This is a genomic window from Rhizobium jaguaris (genome assembly GCF_003627755.1).
GTDB lineage: Bacteria > Pseudomonadota > Alphaproteobacteria > Rhizobiales > Rhizobiaceae > Rhizobium > Rhizobium jaguaris.
In genome coordinates, this window is record NZ_CP032694.1 from 1,713,187 (window position 1) to 1,735,647 (window position 22,461).

Sequence of the window (22,461 nt, forward strand, 5' to 3'; positions counted from 1 at the left end):
GCTGCCATCATATCGGGATGGTCCGCGACACTTTCAATCCAGCATCGAAATCGACACCAGTCCGCCGGGGTGCCGATGCAACCGGCCGGCCATGTCCAGTTCGAGAAGCACGGAATGGACGGAGGATACCGATAGGCCGGTGTGCCGAATGATATCATCGATCTCAACCGGCGTCGGCCCGAGCGCATCGATGATCTGCCAGCGGTCGGTATCATCCGGTGGCACCGACAGCGGTTTGCCGCTCCTTTCTGCCGGTGCTTCGGCAAGCTGCGGGCGGAAAAGATCGGGCTCAGCCAGCGGCCTCAGCGCCTCGATGACGTCATCAGGACTGGTCACGATCATCGCGCCGTCTTTCAGCAATCCATTGGTGCCCTCGCAGCGCGGATCGAGCGGCGAACCGGGTACGGCGAACACCAACCGGCCGAACTCGCCGGCAAGCCGCGCGGTGATCAGCGAGCCGGAGCGCGTTGCCGCCTCGACCACGACGACGCCAAGCGAGATGCCCGATATCAGCCGGTTGCGGCGCGGGAAATCGCGCGCCCGTGGCTCCCAGCCGAAAGGCATTTCGCTGACGGCAAGACCGTTGCGGTCCCATATCTCATTCAGCAGGCCGACATTCTCGGGCGGATAGGGCTGGTCGAGCCCGCCGGCCATGGCGGCGATCGTGCCGGTTTCCAGGCTGGCGCGGTGTGCCGCCGTATCGATCCCGCGGGCAAGGCCGGAGACGACAGCATAACCGGCCTGGCCGCAAGCGCGGGCGATCATCGCGGTGAACTTGGCGCCACTGATCGAAGCATTGCGCGAACCGACGATGCCGATTGCAGGCCGGGTCGCTGCCGGCAGACTGCCCTTGACGGCCAAAAGCGGCGGCGCGCCGTCGATCTGTCTCAGCGCCTGCGGATAGTCTGGTTCACCGATGCCGACGAAGCGGGCGCCGAAACGATGCGCGGTTTCCAGTTCACGCAGCGCATCCTGCTCGCTGGCGATGCGGATCGCCCGCGTCGAGCCGCCGCGCTGCGAAAGTTCCGGCAAGGCGGCGAGTGCGGCTTCGGCTGAGCCGTAATGACGAATGAGGTCGCGAAAGGTGGAGGGGCCGACATTGTCGGAACGGATCAGGCGGAGCCAGGCGATTCTTTGTTTTTCGGTCAGCGCGATTCCGGTTAGTCCTGCGCTGCCTGTTGCCATTACCCCTTCGCTCCGATCTTGCTTTCATTGCCGGCGGTCAGCCGGATAATATTGGCTTTGTGCTTGTACCAGCAGATGATGGTCATCACAGCCATGGCCGCGGCAATCTTGTCGGCACCCAATATCCATAATGCAACCGGAATGACAAGGGTTGCAACCAGTGCGGAGAGCGAGGAATAGCGGGTGGTGAAGGCAATGGCCAGCCAGACGATGGCGAAGATCAAGGCCATCAACGGCGCGAGACCCAGGAGAATACCCAGATAGGTCGCAACGCCCTTGCCGCCCTTGAAGCCGATCCAGACCGGGAAGATGTGACCGATGAAGGCCGCAAAGCCGGCGAGCACGCCCGCATCCTCACCAAAGAAATGCGAAACGACCAGCACGACAGCCGTCCCCTTGAAGGCATCGAGCAGGAGCGTTGCCGCCGCCAACGGCTTGTTGCCAGTGCGCAGCACATTGGTTGCGCCGATATTGCCGGAGCCGATCTTGCGGACATCGCCGAGACCGGCCATGCGCGTTAGAACCAGGCCGAAGGGGATGGAGCCGAGCAGGTAGCCGATGACAATAGCTGCGAGCGCCGTCGGCAGGGTCAACTGCCATGTCCAGAAATCCGCCATTACTTTTTGTTCCCCCTAAGTCCCATCTTTGCCTAGAGACCGTGAACCAGCTCGCCCGCGACATAGGTCGCGACCGCTCTCCCGGTCATTCGCGCATCTTCGAATGGTGTATTCTTCGAGCGCGAAAGAAGCATGTCTTTGGCGACAAGCCAAGGCTCATCGAGATCGATCAAAGCGATATCCGCTTTGGCACCGGGCTTTAGCGTCCCGGCATCGAGACCGAAGATCTGCGCCGGCCGTGTCGACAGGGCGTCGATCAGCCTCATCAGGCTCACTTCGCCACTGTGATGCAGGCGAAGTGCGGCGGCGAGCAGTGTTTCCAGACCGACCGCGCCGTCCTCAGCCTCTCCGAAAGGCAGGCGCTTGGCATCCACATCCTGCGGGTCGTGCGAGGAAACGATGATGTCGATGGTGCCGTCTGCAAGCGCCTCGATCATGGCCGTGCGGTCATCTTCGGAGCGCAGCGGCGGATAGAGCTTGAAGAAAGTGCGGTATTCGCCGATGTCGTTTTCGTTGAGGGCCAGATTGTTGATCGAGATGCCGCAGGTGACCTTTGCGCCGCGCGTGCGGGCGACGCGGATGGCCTCAGCCGATTCAGGCACCGAGATCATCGCCGCGTGATAGTGGCTGCGGGTCAGCGCCGCGATCCTGAGATCGCGCTCGAGCGGGATGAGCTCGGCTTCCTTCGGAATGCCCGACAGCCCAAGCCAGCTCGCGAGCAGCCCCTCGTGCATGACGCCATTGGCGCCAAGATATTTGTCTCGGGTCTCGCAGGAGACAACCGCGCCGAATTCGCGCGCATAGGTCATGATGCGGCGCAGGATCTGCGTGTCGTGGACGCCGGAATGCGCGTCGGTGAAGACCACGGCACCGGCTTCCCTGAGGAGGCCGATTTCCGTCATCTCCTCGCCGGCGAGGCCTTTGGTGATCGCCGCTGCCGGATAGACGTTGACAACGGCCGTGTCGCGCGCCGTCTTTTTCACGAACTCGACCAGCGCTATGTCGTCGATGACAGGATCGGTATCCGGCATCATGATGAACGAGGTAACGCCGCCCGCCGCAGCCGCGCGGCTCGCCGAAGCGATGGTCTCGCGATGTTCGCCGCCGGGCTCTCCGACATGGACGCGGGCGTCGACGAGGCCCGGTACGGCGACGAGCCCGGTGCAATCCCGTACCTTCGTCACCTTCGGCGCTGCATGACCCGCCACATCCTTGCCGGCGGCCAGGATGACGCCGTTTTCGACGATGATCGTGCCGACCTCGTCGAGATTGCGTGAGGGATCGATGATCCGGACATTCTGGAGGACGATCGAGTTGCTCATGCGCCAGTTCCCTCGGTGCGCGGCCCCTGGTTTTGTGAGATCAGTAGCGCCTCCATGACCGCCATGCGCACCGCGACACCCATTTCGACCTGTTCGGCGATGACGCTTTGCGGGCCGTCGGCCACTTCGGAGGCAATCTCGACGCCGCGGTTCATCGGACCGGGATGCATGACCAGCGCATCCTCCTTGGCCGCCTTCAGCGTCTCCGCATCGAGCCCATAGAAATGAAAGTATTCGCGCACTGACGGCACGAAGGCACCGGACATGCGCTCGCGCTGCAGCCGCAGCATCATCACTACGTCGGCGTCCTTCAGCCCTTCCTTCATCGAATGGAAGACTTCGACGCCCATGTCGGCGATCCCGGCGGGCAGCAGCGTGGCGGGTGCGACGACGCGAACCCGGGCACCCATGGCGTTCAGCAGCAGGATATTTGAGCGTGCGACGCGCGAATGCAGCACATCGCCGCAGATCGCGACAATGATGCGTGAAAGCTTGCCCTTGGCACGGCGGATGGTCAGCGCGTCGAGCAGTGCCTGCGTCGGATGCTCGTGCTGGCCGTCACCTGCATTGACGACGGAGCAGGAAACCTTTTGCGCCAGGAGCGAGGCGGCACCTGCGCTGGAATGGCGGATGACAAGGACATCCGGCCGCATGGCATTCAGCGTCATCGCCGTGTCGATCAGCGTTTCGCCTTTTTTTACGGAGGAATTGCCGACCGACATGTTCATGACGTCGGCGCCGAGCCGCTTGCCGGCAAGCTCGAATGAGGCCTGTGTGCGGGTCGAAGCTTCGAAAAAGAGATTGATCTGTGTCAAGCCGCGAAGCGTCGATGTCTTCTTTTCGCGCTGGCGGCTGATCTTCACCGCCTCGTCGGCCTTGTCGAGAAGATAGGTGATATCTTGTTCGGTGAGGCCCTTGATGCCGATGAGGTGGCGGTGGGGAAAGAAGACCATAAAGCTGCCCTCCGGATTTCGTCAGGGGGTCTATAAAGAGGGAGTGCCTCAGGGGCAAGCGCGGGCTTTCGTCACGCCCGTTTGTTCCCCATGCAATTTCGCCCGAATCTCGCTACAGCAGCTATGCTGTTGGGAGACGAAACTTCCAGTTTCCTTTTGCAACCCTCTTGTTCTACAAGCGATCCATGACCCAACCGACCCGGACTGAAGACACATTTGCCGAACTGAACCAGCCGAGCCTCTGGACCGGCATCAATGCCTATCGGTCCGATCCGCTGATCGTCGATTTGACGTCCGGTCTGCCGCGCTCGACGCGTGAAGATCTGGAGCAGATGGGCCGCTACGTCACTTCGCACGAAGCGCAGGAACTGGCGCGCATGGCGAACCAGGGTGTGCCGCAGCTGCGCACGCATGGCCCGCGCGGCGAACGGCTGGATGTGGTCGAGTTTCATCCGGCCTGGCATGCGCTGATGCGCCGCTCCATGTCGTCGGGTCTGCACTCCTCGATCTGGGATCCTCAGGCCGACCCGGAAGCTAAAGGCCAGTCGCACAAAGTTCGCGCCGCGCGCTTTTATCTGACGGCACAGTTGGAATGCGGCCATCTCTGCCCGCTGACCATGACCAGCGCCTCGGTCGCAGCAATGATGGCGTCTCCGGCGGTGCAGAAGGATTGGGCGCCGAAGATTCTGTCGCGCAAATATGATTCGTCCAACAAACCGGCCATGCAGAAGAGCGCCGTCACCATCGGCATGGGCATGACGGAAAAGCAGGGCGGCACGGATGTGCGCGCCAACAAGACGACTGCCGACAAGGTCAGCGACGGCATCTACCGGCTCTCGGGCCATAAATGGTTCATGTCGGCGCCGATGAGCGACGCCTTCATCATGCTGGCGCAGACCAAGGACGGCATGGGGTGTTTCCTGGTGCCGCGGCTGCTCGAAGACGGCTCCGCCAATGGCCTGCAGTTTCAGCGGCTGAAGGACAAGCTCGGCAATCGCTCGAATGCGTCATCCGAAGTCGAATTCAGCGATACATTCGGCTTCCTGCTCGGCGCCCCCGACGGCGGTATTCGCACTATTCTCGACATGGTGACACTGACGCGCCTCGACTGCGCGCTGGCGTCCGCCGGTATCATGCGCGCATCGCTGGCCGAAGCTGTGCACCATGCCCGGGGCCGCAGCGTTTTCGGCAAGATGCTGGTTCATCAGCCGATCATGACGCGCGTGCTTGCCGACATGGCGCTTGATGTCGCCGCCGCGACCGCACTCGCCTTCCGCCTGGCGGAAGCCTTCGACAAGGCGAGCAGCAGCAGTGAAGATGCCGCTTACGCCCGCGTCATGACTCCGGTCGCCAAATATTGGTGCTGCAAGATCGCGCCCGCGCTTATCTACGAGGCGATGGAGTGCATCGGCGGCAGCGGCTATATCGAGGAGCGTCCGATCGCCCGCCACTATCGTGAAGCCCCCGTCAATGCGATCTGGGAAGGCTCCGGCAACGTGATGGCGCTCGACGTGCTGCGCGTTCTGAACCGGGGCAGAGACCTGTTCGAAACCGTCTTCGCCGGCCTTGCCCGCGATCTCGGTCCGGCCGGCAAGAAGACCATCGACGTTCTGCGCGCCGCCATGGCGCTTTGCCAGCAGGACGAGGGGGCGGCCCGTCTGCTGATCGAGCAGATGGCACTCGCCGCCGGCGCCGCCGAACTCTATCGCCTGGGTGCGGGTAAGATCGCCGATGCCTTCATCGAAACCCGTCTGGCGGGCGGCTGGCGCGCCACCTACGGCATGCTGGATGCCCGCTTCGATGCGAGCTACATCGTGGATCTGCTCTACCCGCCGGCGACTTGAAACTGTCGTTCAACGGAGACATCGGGTTCGCGATGGCATCTATGGTTGATGTGATACCAATAATTATTATATATTGGTATCAGCAAGGAGTTGCCTATGGCCCGCAACACATCTATTTCGCTCGGTGAGCATTTCAACGCCTTCATCGATGCGCAAGTGCAGACGGGTCGATACGGCTCCGCCAGCGATGTCGTCCGGGCCGGGTTGCGCCTGCTGGAAGAACACGAGGCGAAGGTCAAGGTTCTTCAGAACGCACTGATCGCGGGGGGAGAATCCGGGAAACCGGCTCCCTTCGACAACGCCGCATTCCTGAAGCGGATGCGAGCGGCATATGGCGAGTAAGTCCGGTAGGTATAGCCTATCGCCGCTTGCGGAGAGTGATCTCGAAGAAATCTGGCGCTATAGGCGGAAGCCTACCATGCCGATATCATTGATGCCTTTGAGGGACTGGCCTCGGGTCTCAAAGCCGGTCGTCGCGCTGACATCCGTGAGGGTTATTTTAAATACTCCGTCGGTTCCCACCTAATCTATTATCGGCAGCAGGATTCCGAGATCGCCATTATTCGTATATTGCATCAGCGAATGGACGTGAGCCCTCATCTTTGACGTGTTCTTTGGTCTAGGCTTTTTTATCCTGCGAACATGATATTCCGGACCTATCGTAGAGGCTCCTTATGATCAACATCCGCCCCGTCCAACCCGATGACACCGATCAGCTCTATGTCATCTCCCTGGTTACCGGCGATGCTGGCAAGGATGCGACGGCGCTTCACCGTGATGGCCGGTTGATCGGGCACATCTATTCCGTGCCTTACGCCACGCTTCATCCCGAGATGGCCTTCGTCGCCCAAGATGACGAGGGCGTCTGCGGCTATATCGTAGGCGTCTTCGATACCGTTGCTTTCGAGCAGCGCCTGGAGCGCGAGTGGTGGCCGAATCTGCGTTTGGTGTATGCCGATCCCGCGGGCGATCCCGAACTTTGGGATGCCGACCAGCGCCGGATATCGCAGATCCACCATCCGAAGCGAACACCCGCAGCTCTCACCGATCCGTTCCCGGCGCATATTCACATGAATCTTCTGCCGCGCACGCAGGGGCAGGGCATCGGCAGCGCGCTTCTGGAAAAATGGCTATCCAACGCCCGCGCCCACGGCCTTAAAGGCGTGCATCTTGGGGCAAATGTCGGCAACCACAACGGGGTGCGCTTCTGGGCATCGCGGGGTTTCTCCCGGCTGGAACTGCCGCCGGGATTGGCCTCCGAAAGCACCGTCTGGTTCGGCCAATCTCTCTAATCTGTGGATTCCACGGTTTTAAATGTATCGAAGCTCATCGCGTCGTTGTTCACTTGTACGCGGCTTGTTATTCACCGGCTGGTGACAGGTTGGAGCCGACACGATGCCGAGCGCAAACGCCGTTCTGAAAAACTCGATCGAAACGCCGGCAGAGCCGGCGAAGCGGGTGCGTAACCGCGCCGCGACCGAGCAGGCGATCCTGGATGCCGCGAAGCGGCTGTTGGCGGAGGAGGGGTTCCAGAATTTCGGCATCAACGCCGTCGCGCGCGGCGCCGGCTGCGACAAGCAACTGATCTATCGCTACTATGGTGGCCTCGATGGCCTGGTGGAGGCGATCGGCACCGATCTCGGAAGCTGGGTGAAGGACCGCATCCCCGACGATACGGGCGGCATGTTCCTGTTGACCTATGGCGACCTGATGGAGCGGCTGGCCCTGCTTTTCCTCGACGCATTGCGCGCCGACCCGCTGATGCGCCGGATCGTCGCCTGGGAGGTGTCCGAGAATACCGAGCAGGTGCGGCGGCTGTCGGAAGCCCGCTCGAAAGCGCTTGCCGGTTGGATCGAGCGCATGCGCGGCTCGCTGACGCCACCGAAGGGGATCGACACGATCGGTGTCAATGCCATGATCTTCGCCGCCATTCAGCATCTCGTTCTCTCGGCGGCCGTCAGCGGCCAATGCGCCGGTCTTGCTCTGAAAACGCCAAAGGATTGGGAGAAGGCGGCCATAGCGTTGAAGCGGATCGTACGCGGCGTTTACGGCTGACGGTGCAGCCGCGCGGGAGATATCCACAATTCCACCCGGCCGTTAACCTTAACAATTGGTTTACATTGCGCCGCATCGGTTAACTCGCCACTGTGCGAAAAGAGATTGTTAACCACCAAGCGTGCAGCCATGGGGTCCAGACCCGCAAAAATCGCGTTTCTTATCGCGGCGATGATGTTCTTCGCCGTTCTGGCACTAGATATAACGGTGCCGGCACTGGTGTTGAGTGCCATGGCACTGTCGAACTGGCTGGTCCTTTCGGCTGAAGCGACGCAATACCAGCGTCGAAGGGGAACCGCATGAAGTGGTTGCTGATATTCTGGGCCGCGCCGGTCTCGTTTCTCGGGGCTTGGTACTACCTGTCATACTACGACATGAGTTTCGGCATCTTCATGTTCACGCGGCAAATGCACGATCTCGTCTTCCAAATCTATGGAAAGATCCTCGGCATCCCGCCCGAAACCATTCCGCCGCTTGTCGCCCGTGCCATCGCCTTCGACACTCTGTTGGTCTTCAGCCTCCTCGGCTTTCGCAAGCGCGCCGTTGTCCTGGCCTGGTGGATGCGCCGTCAGGTCTCGGGAAAGACCGTCCTGCCGAGAGCCGAAAGCCTGTCTAAAGCCCCTTGAAGAATGAAGCTTGCGGCGGCCGAGTCGATACGCTCGGCACGCTTGGCGCGTGAGACGTCCATTTCCAAAAGCGCCCGTTCGGCCGCGACAGTCGACAGACGCTCATCCCAGAAGACGAAGGGCAGGGCGGTCTTGTCGGCCATGCTGCGCACAAAGGCCCGTGTCGCCTGCACGCGGGGGCCTGCCGAACCGTCCATGTTCATCGGAAGGCCGATCACGAAAGCCGCGACTTTTTCCTTCTCAGCGAAGGCGAGCAGCACCTGGGCATCCTGAGTGAACTTCACCCGTTTGATCACCGGGCGCGGCGTGGCGAACCGCCGGCCAAGATCGGACATGGCAAGCCCGATCGTCTTTGTGCCGAGATCGAGCCCAGCGATCGGCTGGCCGGGCAGGAGCATAACGGCGAGGTCTTCGATGGTCAGCGTCGTCATCAGGCTCTCATCCCCGTCAAAACAAATTGAAGTCCGCACTGCTTTTCTTTGTGGCGGTTTCGGATATGTCCTAAGACACCAGTCTTGCATTAGAAATCAAGTATTAAGGAGAAAATCCATGAAGATCACTTGGCTCGGCCATGCCGCTTTTCGTATCGAAACGGCCAAGGCCAAAATCCTTATCGATCCTTTCCTGAGCTATAATCCGTCCTTTGCGGGCGCCGGGCTCAATATCAAGGATGTCACCGCCGGCATCACCCATATCCTGCTGACCCACGGCCACGCCGATCATGTCGGCGACACCATTCAGATTGCCAAGGACACCGGCGCCGTCGTTCTCGCCAATGCCGATCTTGGCGCCTGGCTCAGCAGCAAGGGCGTCGAGAAGGTGGAAATGGGCAATACCGGCGGCACGGTCCCCCTGGGCAGCTTCTCGGCGACCTTCACCAATGCGCTGCACTCCTCTGCCCAACTGACCGAGGACGGAGTTTCGCATTCGCTCGGCAACCCGAACGGCCTGATGCTGCATTTCGACGACGAGCCGACGCTGTTCCACATGGGCGATACGGACATCTTCTCCGACATGGGTTTGATCAACGAACTGCACCAGCCGGACATCGGCATCGTGCCGATCGGTGACCGCTTTACCATGGGCGGCGCCGTTGCCGCACTCGCCTGCCAGCGCTTCTTCAACTTCAAGACCGCCATTCCCTGCCACTACGGCACTTTCCCGATCATCGACCACACACCGGAAAAGTTCATCGCCGGTCTGGAAGGCTCGAAGACGGCGGTGGCGGCACCGAAGGCGGGCGGCAGCGTTTCGGCGTAACAAAAGTACGTTGCGCGCGGCGGACATGGCCTTTATAGCGGGTAGGAAAAATACCGACCTGCGCTGCAGGTAGAACCTACCTCGGAGAATTCCATGTCCGTCGATCTTGCCACCGTGAAACGCGTCGCCCATCTTGCCCGCATCGCCGTCAGCGATAACGAGGCCGAGCGGATGATGGGCGAACTGAACGGCATCCTGGGCTTCGTCGAGCAGCTTTCCGAAGTGAATGTTGATGGTGTCGAGGCCATGACCTCCGTCACGCCGATGGCGATGAAGAAGCGAACAGATAACGTCACCGACGGCAGCAAGGCCTCCGACATCGTCGCCAATGCCCCGAATACCGACCAGAATTTCTTCCTGGTTCCGAAAGTCGTTGAATAACGGCCGCACGAGCCTGTTCCGACCCCATTGCCCTCATTAGACCTGAAGCGAAACAAGATGAGTGAACTGACCAGCCTGACAATCGCCGAAGCTCGCGACAAATTGCGCGCCAAGGATATCACCGCCACCGAACTGACCGAGGCCTATCTTTCGGCGATCGAGGCGGCCAATGCTCAGTTCAATGCCTATGTGAAGGTGACGCCGCAAAAGGCGCTTGAAATGGCCAAGGTGTCGGACGTCCGCCTTGCAGAAGGCAAAGCCGGTGCGCTGGAAGGCATTCCGCTCGGCATTAAGGACTTGTTCGGCACCGAAGGCATTCATACCCAGGCCTGCAGCCACATTCTGGACGGTTTCGAGCCGCACTACGAGTCGACCGTCACGCAGAACCTTTGGAACGACGGCGCCGTCATGCTGGGCAAGCTCAACATGGATGAGTTCGCCATGGGGTCCTCCAACGAGACGTCCTATTATGGCCCGGTGATCAATCCCTGGCGCGCTGCCGGCTCCAACCAGCAACTCGTTCCCGGTGGCTCTTCGGGCGGTTCGGCCGCTGCAGTCGCTGCGCATCTCTGCGCCGGCGCCACCGCCACCGACACCGGTGGTTCCATTCGCCAGCCTGCGGCCTTCACCGGCACGGTCGGCATCAAGCCGACCTACGGCCGCTGCTCTCGCTGGGGCGTGGTCGCCTTCGCCTCCTCGCTCGACCAGGCCGGTCCGATCGCCCGCGACGTCCGCGACGCCGCCATCCTGCTGAAGTCGATGGCCGGCGTCGACGCCAAGGATACGACCTCTGTCGATCTGCCGGTGCCGGATTACGAAGCCTCGCTCGGCCAGTCGCTGAAGGGTATGAAGATCGGTATCCCGAACGAATATCGTGTCGACGGCATGCCGGACGAGATCGAGACCCTTTGGCAGCAGGGCATCGCCTGGCTGAAGGATGCGGGCGCCGAGATCGTCAACATCTCGCTGCCGCACACGAAATATGCCCTTCCGGCCTATTACATCGTCGCGCCCGCTGAAGCCTCGTCGAACCTCGCGCGTTACGACGGCGTGCGCTACGGCCTGCGCGTCGATGGTAAAGATATCGTCGACATGTACGAGAAGACGCGTGCTGCCGGCTTTGGCCAGGAAGTCAAGCGCCGCATCATGATCGGCACCTACGTGCTTTCCGCCGGCTATTACGACGCTTACTATCTGCGCGCCCAGAAGGTTCGCACGCTGATCAAGCGCGATTTCGAACTCGCCTTCCACGCCGGCGTCGACGCCATCCTGACGCCCGCCACGCCGTCTTCGGCTTTCGGCATCGCCGACGAGAACCTCGCTTCCGATCCGGTGAAGATGTACCTCAACGACATCTTCACGGTGACGGTAAACATGGCCGGTCTCCCCGGCATTGCGGTCCCCGCCGGCCTCGACCCTAGGGGCCTGCCGCTCGGCCTCCAGCTCATCGGCAAGCCGTTCGACGAGGAAACGCTGTTCAAGACCGCACATGTCATTGAGCAGGCCGCAGGCAAGTTCACGCCGGCGAAGTGGTGGTAAACACCACTTTCTTCTGACCGTCGCCGATCGAGCAATCGGCGCGGCCCTTCCAGAACAAGTTGCACAACAATAATTCGTGTTAAAATTGCAACAACACGCCTGCATAGATGTGCGCCATCGTTTCTTTATCTTGAAACGATTCTAAACTGGAGCTATACGCGCCTTCCCGGTCGTCGTGCCGATGCGAGCGTTGATGGTTGGAGTTCCAAAGCTCCTCCCGTGCAGACGGTTTACTGTTCTGTATACGAATGCCGTATCGGAAGACGGAAGGCTTGTTGGAGTATAGCTCAATGGTAGAGCACCGGACGTTCGTCCGGAGGTTGTGGGTTCGAATCCCGCTACCCCCGCCAAATGGATAGCTCAGTTGGTAGAGCATCAGATTTTTAATCTGATTGTCGAAGGTTCGAATCCTTTTCCAATCGCTGATCGAAAGGTCGGCACCAGCCCGCGAAGCTGTTTACCAATGACGGTCCGGGGACCGGAATGCGCAAGGCCGGAAATCCGGGGACCTAACGGTCTTTCGGGCGGATGGCCGGGGCGCCAGGGTGACGAGCCAGATCGGCGTTGAAGATTGCGCCGTGTCCCGGCCAGCAAGGAGGAATTCCCTCCGAAGCCGCCGGGATACCGCGTGATCCGCTCTTCGCAAATCCGCCCGTCGTCACTGCCACCGGTCTCCGGATCTCGATGACCGGCCATGAAACGAAGCACGAAAGGAACATCGGTCTATGACGTAGCGCATGCCGAAGGAGTAAGAACAATGATGATATTTCTCGACAAGATCTTGGGACGCAAGCGCGTCCTCGTAAAGGAAAACGAACGTCTGGTTGCCCTGCACAAGGGCACGATCCTGGGTATTTTCGGACCGGGTCAGCAAGTACTGCCGAACCGACGCAACAGCCTTGACGTTTTTCGCTACGATCTGACCAGCCCGGTTTTCGCATCGGTCTACGAGAAGGCGTTGTTCGAAAAGCTCCCGGAGGTTGCCGAGTATCACCTGACCGTGTTCCGTACCGGCGTCGGCGAGGTTGCCGTTATCGAGCGCGACGGCGCAATTTACGCGATTCTCGGCCCGAGCCAGAAGCTCGCGGTCTGGACGGAGGCAGGTCCGTGGAAAGAAATGCGCGTCGATACCGCGCAGGAACTTGCCGTCGACCCGGTCCTAGCGCGACGCCTTGTTCTGGCGCGGAAGCTGGAGTTCCTTGTGAACCACGCCGTGCTGGAAGGGCAGGTGGGTTTGCTGTTCGTTGACGGCACATATGTGCGGACCCTTGAGCCGGGCATGCATGCCTTCTGGAATGTCGGCAAGGCCCTGCAGGTCAAGATCGTGGACCTGAAGCGTCAGTCGCTCGATGTCGCAGGACAGGAGCTCTTGACCAAGGACCGCGTGACGATCCGCGTCAACATTTCCGCGGATTACCGCGTGGTCGATCCGGTCAAGGCCGTCGGCTCCGTCAAGGACTTCGCGGATACGCTCTATCGTGCACTGCAGCTGGCGTTTCGCCGGACGCTCGGCACGATGACGCTGGATCAGATCCTGGAGCGCCGCGTCTCCATCAATGCCGAAGCGGCCGAAAAGGTGCGCGAGGACATGATGGCGATCGGTGTGGAAATCGCAGATATCGAGCTCAAGGATGTAATCCTGCCGGGCGATATGCGTGAGATATTGAACCAGGTGGTTGCCGCCGAGAAGCAGGCTGAGGCCAACGTCATCCGCCGCCGTGAGGAAACGAATGCAACGCGTTCGTTGCTCAACACGGCCAAGGTTATGGCGGAGCATCCGGTCATGCTGCGCTTGAAGGAGCTTGAAGCTCTGGAAGCCATTGCTGGCAAGGTGGATAACTTGACGATCCACAACGGCACCAGCGGCTTGATGAACGACCTCGTCAAGCTTCGCGACATCTGATCGCTGAATACAAAAGAGACCGCCCTGGATATCCCGGGCGGTCTCGCTCTTTTGCGATCCTACCTATTATCCAACTGCGCCCTGACCAATCCCAATCCCCGCTCGGTGATCCGATAAGGACTCCCTCCGGAGGATTTGATGGCTTTCAGGCGTTTGAGTTTGCGGAAGAGATCGAGGCCGAAGCCGGGATAGAGCCAACCGTCGCGTGTGAAGCAACTGACTGCCTCGATCTTTTTATTTTCAGAACGGTTGATTTCGATGCGCCCGCCCTGGGCAAGCAGATGCAGGATGCGCTGTTCAGCGCGGGAAATATCCATGGTTTTCAAGATCCGGAAAGCGCCGTTAGGCGCAACAAAACGATCCGACATTCCCACCAGGGAAGTCGGGGCTTCGTTTCGGGCCCTGCGCGCAAGAAAGACTTGCGGGCGGGGCCTTTACCGGGTCTGTGAAGAGGTAAACATGTGCCATACCTAGAACAGGTTGTACCCGGCGGTCAAGTTTCACCCTTGTTAAACATGGGCAGCCTTCCAGCGCCTGTTTGCTATTTGGCCGCTGGAAAAAGCCCTTTTCCGGTGTTTTACTGCTGAAAACGGCGGGGGCCCGATGATCCATATTCGCAATGCGCACGAGGGAGAGACGGAGATATTGGTCAATATCGGCCTGCGGTCGTGGCAGACGGCCATGGGGTCGATCGGCGGCACGGATGCGCTGCTCGAAAGTGCCAGCGAAGCCTTCTCGAATTTCACTCGCAGCGCCTGGCTGACGATTACGGTCGTGGAGCTGAATGGAGTGGTTGCCGGTTGGGCGGCGCGCGAGGCGTTGGACGAGAATATTTCCGATTTCTGGATCGATCCCGATCATCTGCGGCAGGGACTTGGTTCGGCACTGCTGGCGCAGATCGAGAAGGATGTTCTGGAGCAGGGGCTGGAGAAGATCGCGGTGCAGACTCACGCCGGCAACACCGGCGCGATCGAATTCTTCAAGGCGCATGGTTATGCCATCCATTGGCTCTCCGTCGACTATTCTCCGAAGCTCGATCGCGACGTGCCGACGGTCGGGCTTTCGAAAGTGCTGGTCGACAGCGGCGACGGGACATATGGCAACGGCATATAGCGCCTGCGCGGTGCTGAAAGTCTTGCGCCGCTTCGCCAATTGCTCTACCTCACAAAGTTCAGAAGAACAGCATTTCAAGAGCCTCTCATGACCATTGTCGACGTCCGCACGCCAGATCCGAAGCGTTTTATTCCCGGTGCCACCGGTGACTGGGAGGTTATTGTCGGGATGGAAGTCCATGCCCAGGTGTTGAGCAAATCTAAGCTCTTCTCCGGTGCCTCGACCGAGTTCGGCAAGCCGCAGAATTCCAACGTTTCGCTGGTCGATGCCGCCATGCCCGGCATGCTGCCCGTCATCAATGAGGAATGCGTCAAGCAGGCGGTGCGCACTGGCCTCGGCCTGAAGGCTCAGATCAACAAGCGCTCGGTTTTTGACCGCAAGAACTATTTCTATCCCGACCTGCCGCAGGGCTATCAGATCTCGCAGTACAAGGATCCGATCGTCGGCGAGGGTAAGATCGTCATTTCGCTCGGTCCGGATCGCCAGGGTCAGTTCGAGGACATCGAGATCGGCATCGAGCGTCTGCACCTGGAGCAGGACGCCGGCAAGTCGATGCACGATCAGCACGCCACCATGTCCTATGTCGACCTCAATCGCTCGGGCGTGGCGCTGATGGAAATCGTCTCCAAGCCGGATATGCGCTCGTCGGACGAGGCCAAGGCCTATATGACCAAGCTGCGCTCGATCGTGCGTTATCTCGGTACCTGCGACGGTAACATGGACGAAGGCTCCATGCGCGCGGACGTCAACGTCTCCGTGCGTCGTCCGGGTGGAGAATTCGGCACGCGCTGCGAGATCAAGAACGTCAACTCCATCCGCTTCATCGGCCAGGCGATCGAATATGAAGCGCGCCGTCAGATCGCAATCCTGGAGGACGGCGGCACGATCGACCAGGAAACCCGCCTGTTCGATCCGAACAAGGGCGAGACCCGCTCCATGCGCACCAAGGAAGATGCGCATGACTACCGCTATTTCCCCGATCCGGACCTGCTGCCGCTCGAATTCGACGACGCATTCATTGATGCCTTGAGAGCCAACCTGACGGAACTGCCCGACGACAAGAAGGAGCGTTTCGTTCGCGAGCTTGGCCTGTCGATCTATGACGCTTCCGTGCTCGTCTCGGAAAAGGCGATTGCCGATTATTTCGAAACGGTCGCCGCTGGCCGTGACGGCAAGATGGCGGCAAACTGGGTGATCAACGATCTCTTGGGCGCCTTGAACAGGACCGGCAAGACCATCGAGGAGACTCCGGTTTCGCCTGCCCAGCTTGGCGCCATCATCGACCTCATCAAGGCCGAAACCATATCCGGCAAGATCGCCAAGGACCTGTTCGAAATCGTGCTCACCGAAGGTGGTGATCCCTCAGAGATTGTCGAGGCCCGTGGCATGAAGCAGGTCACCGACACCGGCGCCATCGAGAAGGCCGTCGACGAGATCATCGCCGCCAATCCCGATCAGGTCGCCAAGGTCAAGGCCAAGCCGACGCTTGCCGGCTGGTTCGTCGGCCAGGTGATGAAGTCGACCGGTGGCAAGGCCAATCCGCAGGCCGTGCAGGCCCTCGTCAAGGCCAAGCTCGGCATCGAAGAGGAATAGGTCCCGTGTATTTCGTCCGCACGGCCGGCGAACAGGATCTCGGGAAGGTCCGCGACCTTCTCGTGGAGACCTGGCACGCGGCCTATGACAGGCACTTTGGCGCGGGGAAGGTCGATGAACTGATCGAACTTCTTCTGTCCCCGGTCAAGCTGAGAGCGCGGCTGGCGAAGCGGCAGTCCGAGTTTCTGGTGGCAGACAATGGCGAGGATATCGGCGGCATGGGTTATGCCGTCATGTCCGAGCAGATGACCAAGACGGTTCTTCTGCACATGCTCTATGTTCGCCCCTCACTGCAGCGCAACGGCATCGGCCGCGATATATTCGCCGAGCTGGAAACCTGCTTTCCGGACGCCGAGGTTATGCGCCTCGACGTCGAGCCGGAGAACGCCGAAGCCATCGCCTTCTACGAAGCCCACGGTTTTGCCGAGGTCGGCCGCAACGAGAATGCTGGTCCGGGACAGTCGGGTATTCCGGCTTTGGTGTTTGAGAAGCGGCTAGCAAGCCATTAAACGGGTCGGAAGAATTTGGCTATGAACGGAACTGATCTGTTGATCCGGGAGGCCAGAGAGGGCGACCTTGCGGCTCTTATCGCCCTCTTCGCCGCCGATGCTCTCGGTGGTCACGGCGACACGACCGATGCCGCCGCCTATGGGGATTACCTCCGCGCCTTCCGCACCATCCAGTCCTCGCCCGACCAGACGCTGTATGTCGCTGAACGCGGCGGCGAGGTCGTCGGCACCTTCCAGACCATGATCACGACGTCGCTGACCGGCCGCGGGTCGTCTTCGATGATCATCGAGGCGGTGCAAACGCGTTCGGATCTACGCGGGCAGGGGATCGGTGCTGCGATGATCAGTTTTGCATTGCCGAGGCAAAAGGCCGCGGCGTGCGGCTGGTGCAACTGACCTCGAACGCCGCCCGCAAGGATGCCCATCGTTTCTATGAGAGATTGGGTTTCAAGCCGAGCCATCTTGGTTTCAAGATGGCTTTGAAATGACCGCTTTTCCCGCTGGAATCACTGGACAAGGCGGCATAGTGGCGGCATAAGCGAGGGATCGAATTCTGGTTTCGCTCGCACTCCCAGCGGGCATAAGGAAAAGACATGTGGAATTTACTCGTACAAACCTTCACCTGGTGGAATGGTCAGACGATGGGCACACGCTTCGCGACCTGGCGGTTTGGCAAGCGCGTTGGCGAGGATGAATTCGGCAATGTCTATTACGAGGGCGGCACGTCCTCCTACGGTCTTCCGAAGCGCTGGGTGATCTACAAGGGCTATGCCGAAGCCTCCGCCATTCCTCCGGGCTGGCACGGCTGGATGCATCACCGCACCGACGTTCCGCCGACCAAGGACAACTATGTTGCCAAGGAATGGCAGAAGGCACATCGTGCCAATCCGACCGGCTCGCCGCAGGCCTATCGTCCGCCGGGCTCGCTGTCCGTTGCCGGCGAACGTCCGCGCGTCACCGGCGATTACGACGCCTGGACCCCGGGTAACTGAGCGTAGAAGGCCGGCTCGTCCTTTGGCCACAATTGGCCTTTAGGCGCAGATTGTGCCGGCTCGTGCTCGGCGCTTTGACCGAGACCAAGCGGAGATTGGCGGATATGACGTTTTTCACGCGGAGCGCTTCTTTGCGTGCGATGTCGGGAGTAGCGCTCGCCCTCGCCATGGGCGCATTGATGGCGCCGTCCGCTAAGGCGGCTCGCATCTCCAACCCCGTTGCTGTCTTCTCCGGCCTCGACAAGATCACCGGCCGCATCACGACTTTCGATGTCTACATCAACGAAACCGTGCAGTTCGGTGCTCTGCAGGTGACGCCGAAGGCCTGCTATTCTCGCGACGATACCGAACAGCAGAAGGTCGACGGCTTTGTCGAAGTGGACGAGATTACCCTCGACCGCCGCATCCGTCGCATCTTCACCGGCTGGATGTTTGCCGACAGCCCAGGCCTCAACGCCGTCGAACATCCGATCTATGACGTCTGGCTGAAAGAGTGCAAGCAGAAGTCGGATATCCCACCGCCGGACACCGCGGGCGCCAAGTAGACACGTTACTCTTCAAGAATCGGCAATGCCGCAAGACAGGCTCACGAAAGCGGGTCTGTCGCTATCAATCCTGCGGCAAGCCGGTCAGCCTATCTCCCCGCCGGAAGCGGCGGCTTTCCAAATCACACGCCGATCGGTTTCATCAGAGAGATCGATAACTATGCGCGAGCCGTCTTTGACCCTTCGCCGCATCGCATCGGCCCGATCCGGATGGATCAGAAGCTTTGCATCGTCGCGGAGAGCCTGGAGCCGGGAGCGTGAAATGCTGAGTTCAGACGCAAGCAGGCGATCGAGGCGCAAGTTGAAGGGAAGCGCGATCGCCAGATCGATTTCCAGCACTGACCCGTCATCCGTCTCGCCCAGCACCTCTCTTTGAATATCAGCAGCAGCAAATTCGTCAATGCGTTGAGCCTTGCGACTCAATGCGTTGAGATCGAATTCTCGTGCCCGTATCCAATCAGGATCGTCGCCTTGCAGCGCTGCCAGAGCAGGGGGATTGAGGTCTCGGATAGCCTGGCGCTCGAAGAGTGTCCTGTTCCATGTCTTGTCGCAATCAGAACATTTGTAGATGAGCCAGGCATCGAGTTTCTTGCCGTTGGCGTTGAGCCTGATCTTGCCGCTGGATTTGAAGGGCTTAAGACAACCGCATCCACTGCAAGCGATCCACGGCTGAGGCGCAGTTCGAGGATTGATGGTCCATCGGACCTTGAGAATGTTGCACATACCGTCTTGGTCTTCCGTTCGGAAGTTCACCAAGATGGCGGCAAGACAAGCCCCCTACGGGCGCGGCGTGGCGATGTTTCGGACGGCTGAAGAGCTCAGACAGCAATGGCTGCGCATGGCGCATGTCAACAATGCCAAACCGGTCTCAGACCACCACCCGATGAACATGATCATATGTCCGGCGGCGATAAAGCTGCCCCGACATACAGGGTGAAATTGGATGAGACCGGTATTTATGAAGGCAAAGTAGGACCTCGGCGCGCCAACACTCTTCGCGTCAACTCTTAGCAAATAAAACCACAGGTTTAAAGCCGTTGATGCGCGGAAAAGCCGATGCCTTCTCAACCGCCGGAGAAGCTGAGGTTGGGCGATTCCATCGCCTTTTCCAGCATTTTTACATACTGATCCTTCGGCACATCGATTGCACCGAATGTCCTTAAGTGCTCGGTGGTAAATTGAGTGTCGAGCAGTGTGAAGCCGCGCTTTTTGAGGCGTTCGACCAAATAGACGAGGCAGATCTTCGAGGCGTCGGTGCGGCGCGAAAACATGCTCTCGCCGAAGAAGGCCGAGCCGAGCGATACGCCGTAGAGCCCGCCGACCAGTTTGCCGTCTTCCCAAGCCTCGACGGAATGGGCGTGGCCGATATGGTGCAGGGTCGAATAGAGCGACCTGATGGTTTTGTTGATCCAGGTGCTTGGCCGGCCGTTGGTCTGCTCCGCGCAGGCGGCGATAACGGCGTCGAAATCCGTGTTGAAGCGAATATCGAAGGGCTTTTGGCGGATGGTCTTCGCCAGGCTTTTCGAAACGTGGAAAGTATCGAGCGGCAGCACACCGCGTAGCTCCGGCTCGACCCAGAAGATTTCCGGATCGTCAGCCGATTCCGCCATCGGGAAGAGCCCGATGGAATAGGCACGCAGCAGGATCTCCGGAGTAATGCCGGGATTTCTGCCGCGCGGTCCTACCATAGGTTAAGCCGATCCCTTCGCCAGATAGTTTTCCAACCAGTGTATATCGTAATCGCCGTTGGCGATATCCTGGTTGGAAACCAGTTCCTGGAACAGCGGCAGCGTGGTCTTGATGCCGTCGACCACGAATTCGTCAAGCGCACGGCGCAGACGCATCATGCATTCGACGCGGGTGCGGCCGTGAACGATCAGCTTGCCGATCAGGCTGTCATAATAGGGCGGGATTCTGTAGCCCTGATAGGCGCCGGAATCGATGCGCACGCCAAGGCCGCCCGGCGCATGGAAATGTGTGATCGTGCCGGGGGAGGGCACGAAGGTGCGCGCGTCCTCGGCATTGATGCGGCATTCGATGGCGTGGCCGTGGAAATGCACATCCTCCTGTGTCACCGAAAGACCACCGCCCGAGGCGACGCGGATCTGTTCGTGCACGAGATCGATACCGGTGATCGCTTCCGTCACCGGATGCTCCACCTGCAGGCGGGTGTTCATTTCGATGAAATAGAACTCGCCGTTTTCGTAGAGGAACTCGATCGTGCCGGCGCCGCGGTACTTCAGCTTCTTCATGGCGTCAGCGCAGATCTGACCGATCTTCATACGCTGCTCGACGTTGAGTGCCGGCGAATTGGCCTCTTCCCAGACTTTCTGGTGGCGGCGCTGCAGTGAGCAGTCGCGCTCTCCGAGATGAACGGCATTGCCTTCACCGTCGCCGAACACCTGGATTTCGATGTGGCGCGGCTTGCTGAGATATTTTTCCATGTAGACGGATTCATTGCCAAAGGCGGCCGCCGCTTCGGTACGCGCCGTCGACCAAGCTTCGATGACGTCCGCTTCCGTACGTGCCACCTTCATGCCGCGGCCGCCGCCGCCGGCGGTTGCCTTGATCAGAACCGGGTAGCCGATTTCCCTTGCCGTCCGCAGCGCGTCCGCCTCGGTCTTCACCTCGCCGTCCGAGCCGGGAACGACGGGAATGCCGAGCTGCTGCGCGGTCGTCTTGGCGGTGATCTTATCGCCCATGATGCGGATATGCTCCGCCGTCGGGCCGATGAAGGTGATGCCATGTGCTTCGAGAATATCGGCGAATTTGGCGTTCTCCGACAGGAACCCATAGCCTGGATGCACGGCGTCGGCACCGGTGATCTCACAGGCAGCGACGATCTGGTGGATGTTAAGATAGCTGTCGCGCGACGGCGGCGGGCCGATACACACGCTTTCATCCGCCAGGCGCACATGCATCGCGTCGCCGTCGGCGGTCGAATGCACCGCGACACTCGCAATGCCAAGCTCCTTGCAGGCGCGCAGCACACGAAGGGCGATCTCTCCGCGATTGGCTATGAGAATCTTCGAAATCATGGGCATGGGGCCTACTCGATGACGACCAGGGCTTCGCCGTATTCGACCGGCCGTCCGTCCTGAATGAGGATTTCGGTGACAATACCGGATTTCGGCGCGGGGATCTGGTTCATCGTCTTCATTGCTTCGATGATCAGCAGCGTCTGGCCCTCCTTGACGGAGGCGCCAACTTCGATGAAGTGCGCAGCGCCCGGCGCGGGTGCCATATAGACTGTGCCGACCATCGGTGCGCTGACGACGTTATCAGGATTGCGCGACTTGCCGGCAGGTGCGGCGGCCGCGGCCGGAGAAGCGGCGACGGCAGGTGCTGCCACGGCGTAAGCGGGTGCTGCGATTGGCGCTTGAACATATTGCGTCGTGCCGGCGCGCGAGACGCGGATGCGCAGATCTTCCTGCTCGACTTCGATCTCGGTCAGATCCGTCTCGTTCAGAATATTGGCGAGGTCGCGAATCAGCGCCTGGTCGATGCCCAATTTCTTTTCAGCCATGGATGTTTTGCCCTGTATTCTTGTTATTGCGTGATGGATTTCAGCGCGTGCAGCGCCAGGATGTAGCCGTAAGGCCCGAAACCGCAGATCATACCCTTGGCGGCGGGCGCGATCATCGATTTGTGCCGGAATTCTTCGCGTGCGTGGATATTGGAGATATGGACCTCCACCACAGGGACGGAAATGGCTCGGATCGCGTCATGAAGCGCGATCGACGTATGGCCATAGGCGCCCGGATTGATGGCGATGCCGGCGGCGACATCTCCGGCCTCGTGCAGCCAGTCGACCAGTACGCCCTCATGATTGCTCTGGCGAAAGTCGACGACGAAGCCGAGGCTTTCGCCCACGGATTTGCAGTCGGCTTCTATATCCTTGAGAGTCTTGCCGCCATAGATGCCCGGCTCGCGTTTGCCAAGGGCATTCAAATTGGGTCCGTTCAGGACGAAAATGGTTTGCGCCATCAGAGGTTCCGTCAAAGTGCAGCGCAACCTATAGACT

Annotated in this window: 27 protein-coding genes, 1 tRNA gene and 1 pseudogene; 18 read left to right on the forward strand and 11 right to left on the reverse strand. The window is 60.1% G+C overall.

What is annotated here, in order from left to right; genetic code table 11:
* Positions 1–33 precede the first annotated feature (33 nt).
* The 4 genes from dprA to CCGE525_RS08345 are packed head-to-tail and all read right to left on the reverse strand — an operon-like array spanning position 34 to position 4,077.
* Positions 34–1,185: a DNA-processing protein DprA gene (dprA, locus tag CCGE525_RS08330; protein ID WP_120703872.1), complete on the reverse strand. Its 1,152-nt coding sequence runs from the start codon at positions 1,183–1,185 to the stop codon at positions 34–36.
* Positions 1,185–1,802 carry a glycerol-3-phosphate 1-O-acyltransferase PlsY gene (gene plsY / locus CCGE525_RS08335; RefSeq protein WP_120703873.1) on the reverse strand — a complete coding sequence of 206 codons (618 nt, stop codon included), beginning with the start codon at positions 1,800–1,802 and terminating at the stop codon, positions 1,185–1,187. Before plsY ends, dprA begins: the two co-directional genes overlap by 1 nt.
* A 32-nt stretch (positions 1,803–1,834) precedes the next feature.
* Positions 1,835–3,124: a dihydroorotase gene (locus tag CCGE525_RS08340; RefSeq protein WP_120703874.1), complete on the reverse strand. Its 1,290-nt coding sequence runs from the start codon at positions 3,122–3,124 to the stop codon at positions 1,835–1,837.
* Positions 3,121–4,077 (reverse strand): aspartate carbamoyltransferase catalytic subunit, encoded by a 957-nt coding sequence (locus tag CCGE525_RS08345; protein WP_120703875.1) that lies wholly within the window; start codon positions 4,075–4,077, stop codon positions 3,121–3,123. The genes CCGE525_RS08340 and CCGE525_RS08345 overlap by 4 nt, the downstream gene beginning before the upstream one ends.
* 185 nt (positions 4,078–4,262) lie before the next feature.
* On the opposite strand from CCGE525_RS08345, the gene CCGE525_RS08350 reads away from it, so the two are divergent.
* The 7 genes from CCGE525_RS08350 (at position 4,263) to CCGE525_RS08375 (ending at position 8,602) form a co-directional block, all read left to right on the forward strand.
* Entirely contained in the window at positions 4,263–5,921 is a 1,659-nt protein-coding gene (locus CCGE525_RS08350; protein WP_120706324.1) for an acyl-CoA dehydrogenase family protein, read from the forward strand.
* Positions 5,922–6,017: 96 nt separating this feature from the next.
* The gene (locus tag CCGE525_RS08355; protein ID WP_120703876.1) at positions 6,018–6,263 is read left to right on the forward strand and encodes a type II toxin-antitoxin system ParD family antitoxin; all 246 of its coding nucleotides are present in this window, start codon (positions 6,018–6,020) and stop codon (positions 6,261–6,263) included.
* 105 nt (positions 6,264–6,368) lie between these two features.
* Positions 6,369–6,527: a type II toxin-antitoxin system RelE/ParE family toxin gene (locus CCGE525_RS39810; protein WP_425375895.1), complete on the forward strand. Its 159-nt coding sequence runs from the start codon at positions 6,369–6,371 to the stop codon at positions 6,525–6,527.
* Between the two features lie 68 nt (positions 6,528–6,595).
* On the forward strand, positions 6,596–7,213 hold the full coding sequence (locus CCGE525_RS08365; protein WP_120703877.1) for a GNAT family N-acetyltransferase: 618 nt from the start codon (positions 6,596–6,598) through the stop codon (positions 7,211–7,213).
* A 103-nt stretch (positions 7,214–7,316) separates the two neighbouring features.
* Positions 7,317–7,976: a TetR/AcrR family transcriptional regulator gene (locus CCGE525_RS08370; RefSeq protein WP_120703878.1), complete on the forward strand. Its 660-nt coding sequence runs from the start codon at positions 7,317–7,319 to the stop codon at positions 7,974–7,976.
* Positions 7,977–8,105: 129 nt separating this feature from the next.
* The gene (locus CCGE525_RS38255; protein ID WP_162950141.1) at positions 8,106–8,279 is read left to right on the forward strand and encodes a hypothetical protein; all 174 of its coding nucleotides are present in this window, start codon (positions 8,106–8,108) and stop codon (positions 8,277–8,279) included.
* Positions 8,276–8,602 (forward strand): DUF6105 family protein, encoded by a 327-nt coding sequence (locus tag CCGE525_RS08375; protein WP_120703879.1) that lies wholly within the window; start codon positions 8,276–8,278, stop codon positions 8,600–8,602. Before CCGE525_RS38255 ends, CCGE525_RS08375 begins: the two co-directional genes overlap by 4 nt.
* On the opposite strand, the gene ruvX is transcribed toward CCGE525_RS08375, so the two are convergent.
* Positions 8,545–9,033 carry a Holliday junction resolvase RuvX gene (ruvX, locus tag CCGE525_RS08380; protein ID WP_120703880.1) on the reverse strand — a complete coding sequence of 163 codons (489 nt, stop codon included), beginning with the start codon at positions 9,031–9,033 and terminating at the stop codon, positions 8,545–8,547. The two genes, CCGE525_RS08375 and ruvX, sit on opposite strands and share 58 nt — an antisense overlap.
* A gap of 118 nt (positions 9,034–9,151) precedes the next feature.
* Here ruvX and CCGE525_RS08385 point away from each other — a divergent pair, with 118 nt between their 5' ends.
* The 5 genes from CCGE525_RS08385 to CCGE525_RS08410 all read left to right on the forward strand — a co-directional run bounded on the left by CCGE525_RS08385 (position 9,152) and on the right by CCGE525_RS08410 (position 13,685).
* Complete coding sequence (locus tag CCGE525_RS08385; protein ID WP_120703881.1) at positions 9,152–9,862, forward strand: metal-dependent hydrolase; 711 nt, start codon at positions 9,152–9,154, stop codon at positions 9,860–9,862.
* Positions 9,863–9,955: 93 nt separating this feature from the next.
* Positions 9,956–10,243 (forward strand): Asp-tRNA(Asn)/Glu-tRNA(Gln) amidotransferase subunit GatC, encoded by a 288-nt coding sequence (gene gatC / locus CCGE525_RS08390; RefSeq protein WP_120703882.1) that lies wholly within the window; start codon positions 9,956–9,958, stop codon positions 10,241–10,243.
* Between the two features lie 57 nt (positions 10,244–10,300).
* Positions 10,301–11,782 carry an Asp-tRNA(Asn)/Glu-tRNA(Gln) amidotransferase subunit GatA gene (gene gatA / locus CCGE525_RS08395; RefSeq protein ID WP_120703883.1) on the forward strand — a complete coding sequence of 494 codons (1,482 nt, stop codon included), beginning with the start codon at positions 10,301–10,303 and terminating at the stop codon, positions 11,780–11,782.
* 349 nt (positions 11,783–12,131) lie between these two features.
* A tRNA-Lys gene (locus CCGE525_RS08405) sits at positions 12,132–12,200 on the forward strand.
* A 342-nt stretch (positions 12,201–12,542) separates the two neighbouring features.
* A complete protein-coding gene (locus CCGE525_RS08410) occupies positions 12,543–13,685 on the forward strand; it encodes a slipin family protein (RefSeq protein ID WP_120706325.1) in 1,143 nt (380 codons plus the stop codon).
* A 59-nt stretch (positions 13,686–13,744) separates the two neighbouring features.
* On the opposite strand, the gene CCGE525_RS08415 is transcribed toward CCGE525_RS08410, so the two are convergent.
* On the reverse strand, positions 13,745–14,002 hold the full coding sequence (locus tag CCGE525_RS08415) for a YjhX family toxin (protein WP_120706326.1): 258 nt from the start codon (positions 14,000–14,002) through the stop codon (positions 13,745–13,747).
* Between the two features lie 286 nt (positions 14,003–14,288).
* On the opposite strand from CCGE525_RS08415, the gene CCGE525_RS08420 reads away from it, so the two are divergent.
* The 6 genes and pseudogenes from CCGE525_RS08420 (at position 14,289) to CCGE525_RS08445 (ending at position 18,437) form a co-directional block, all read left to right on the forward strand.
* Positions 14,289–14,798, forward strand: a complete 510-nt coding sequence (locus tag CCGE525_RS08420; protein ID WP_120703884.1) for a GNAT family N-acetyltransferase — start codon at positions 14,289–14,291, stop codon at positions 14,796–14,798.
* Positions 14,799–14,885: 87 nt separating this feature from the next.
* Positions 14,886–16,391: an Asp-tRNA(Asn)/Glu-tRNA(Gln) amidotransferase subunit GatB gene (gatB, locus tag CCGE525_RS08425; protein ID WP_120703885.1), complete on the forward strand. Its 1,506-nt coding sequence runs from the start codon at positions 14,886–14,888 to the stop codon at positions 16,389–16,391.
* Between the two features lie 5 nt (positions 16,392–16,396).
* Positions 16,397–16,900, forward strand: a complete 504-nt coding sequence (locus tag CCGE525_RS08430; protein ID WP_120703886.1) for a GNAT family N-acetyltransferase — start codon at positions 16,397–16,399, stop codon at positions 16,898–16,900.
* A 21-nt stretch (positions 16,901–16,921) separates the two neighbouring features.
* Positions 16,922–17,388, forward strand: a pseudogene (locus tag CCGE525_RS08435) (GNAT family N-acetyltransferase).
* A 105-nt stretch (positions 17,389–17,493) separates the two neighbouring features.
* Positions 17,494–17,892: an NADH:ubiquinone oxidoreductase subunit NDUFA12 gene (locus CCGE525_RS08440; protein WP_120703887.1), complete on the forward strand. Its 399-nt coding sequence runs from the start codon at positions 17,494–17,496 to the stop codon at positions 17,890–17,892.
* A gap of 104 nt (positions 17,893–17,996) precedes the next feature.
* Positions 17,997–18,437, forward strand: coding sequence for a DUF2155 domain-containing protein (locus CCGE525_RS08445; protein ID WP_120703888.1), 441 nt, complete (start codon positions 17,997–17,999; stop codon positions 18,435–18,437).
* A gap of 84 nt (positions 18,438–18,521) precedes the next feature.
* Here CCGE525_RS08445 and CCGE525_RS08450 read toward each other — a convergent pair whose 3' ends face one another.
* From CCGE525_RS08450 to aroQ, 5 genes are all read right to left on the reverse strand, one after another.
* A complete protein-coding gene (locus CCGE525_RS08450) occupies positions 18,522–19,160 on the reverse strand; it encodes a DUF1062 domain-containing protein (protein ID WP_120703889.1) in 639 nt (212 codons plus the stop codon).
* Between the two features lie 341 nt (positions 19,161–19,501).
* The gene (gene aat, locus CCGE525_RS08460) at positions 19,502–20,125 is read right to left on the reverse strand and encodes a leucyl/phenylalanyl-tRNA--protein transferase (protein WP_120703891.1); all 624 of its coding nucleotides are present in this window, start codon (positions 20,123–20,125) and stop codon (positions 19,502–19,504) included.
* 3 nt (positions 20,126–20,128) lie between these two features.
* Positions 20,129–21,481 (reverse strand): acetyl-CoA carboxylase biotin carboxylase subunit, encoded by a 1,353-nt coding sequence (gene accC, locus CCGE525_RS08465; protein WP_205587441.1) that lies wholly within the window; start codon positions 21,479–21,481, stop codon positions 20,129–20,131.
* A 5-nt stretch (positions 21,482–21,486) separates the two neighbouring features.
* Positions 21,487–21,963: an acetyl-CoA carboxylase biotin carboxyl carrier protein gene (accB, locus tag CCGE525_RS08470; protein WP_120703892.1), complete on the reverse strand. Its 477-nt coding sequence runs from the start codon at positions 21,961–21,963 to the stop codon at positions 21,487–21,489.
* A gap of 23 nt (positions 21,964–21,986) precedes the next feature.
* Complete coding sequence (aroQ, locus tag CCGE525_RS08475) at positions 21,987–22,424, reverse strand: type II 3-dehydroquinate dehydratase (RefSeq protein WP_120703893.1); 438 nt, start codon at positions 22,422–22,424, stop codon at positions 21,987–21,989.
* Positions 22,425–22,461 lie beyond the last annotated feature (37 nt).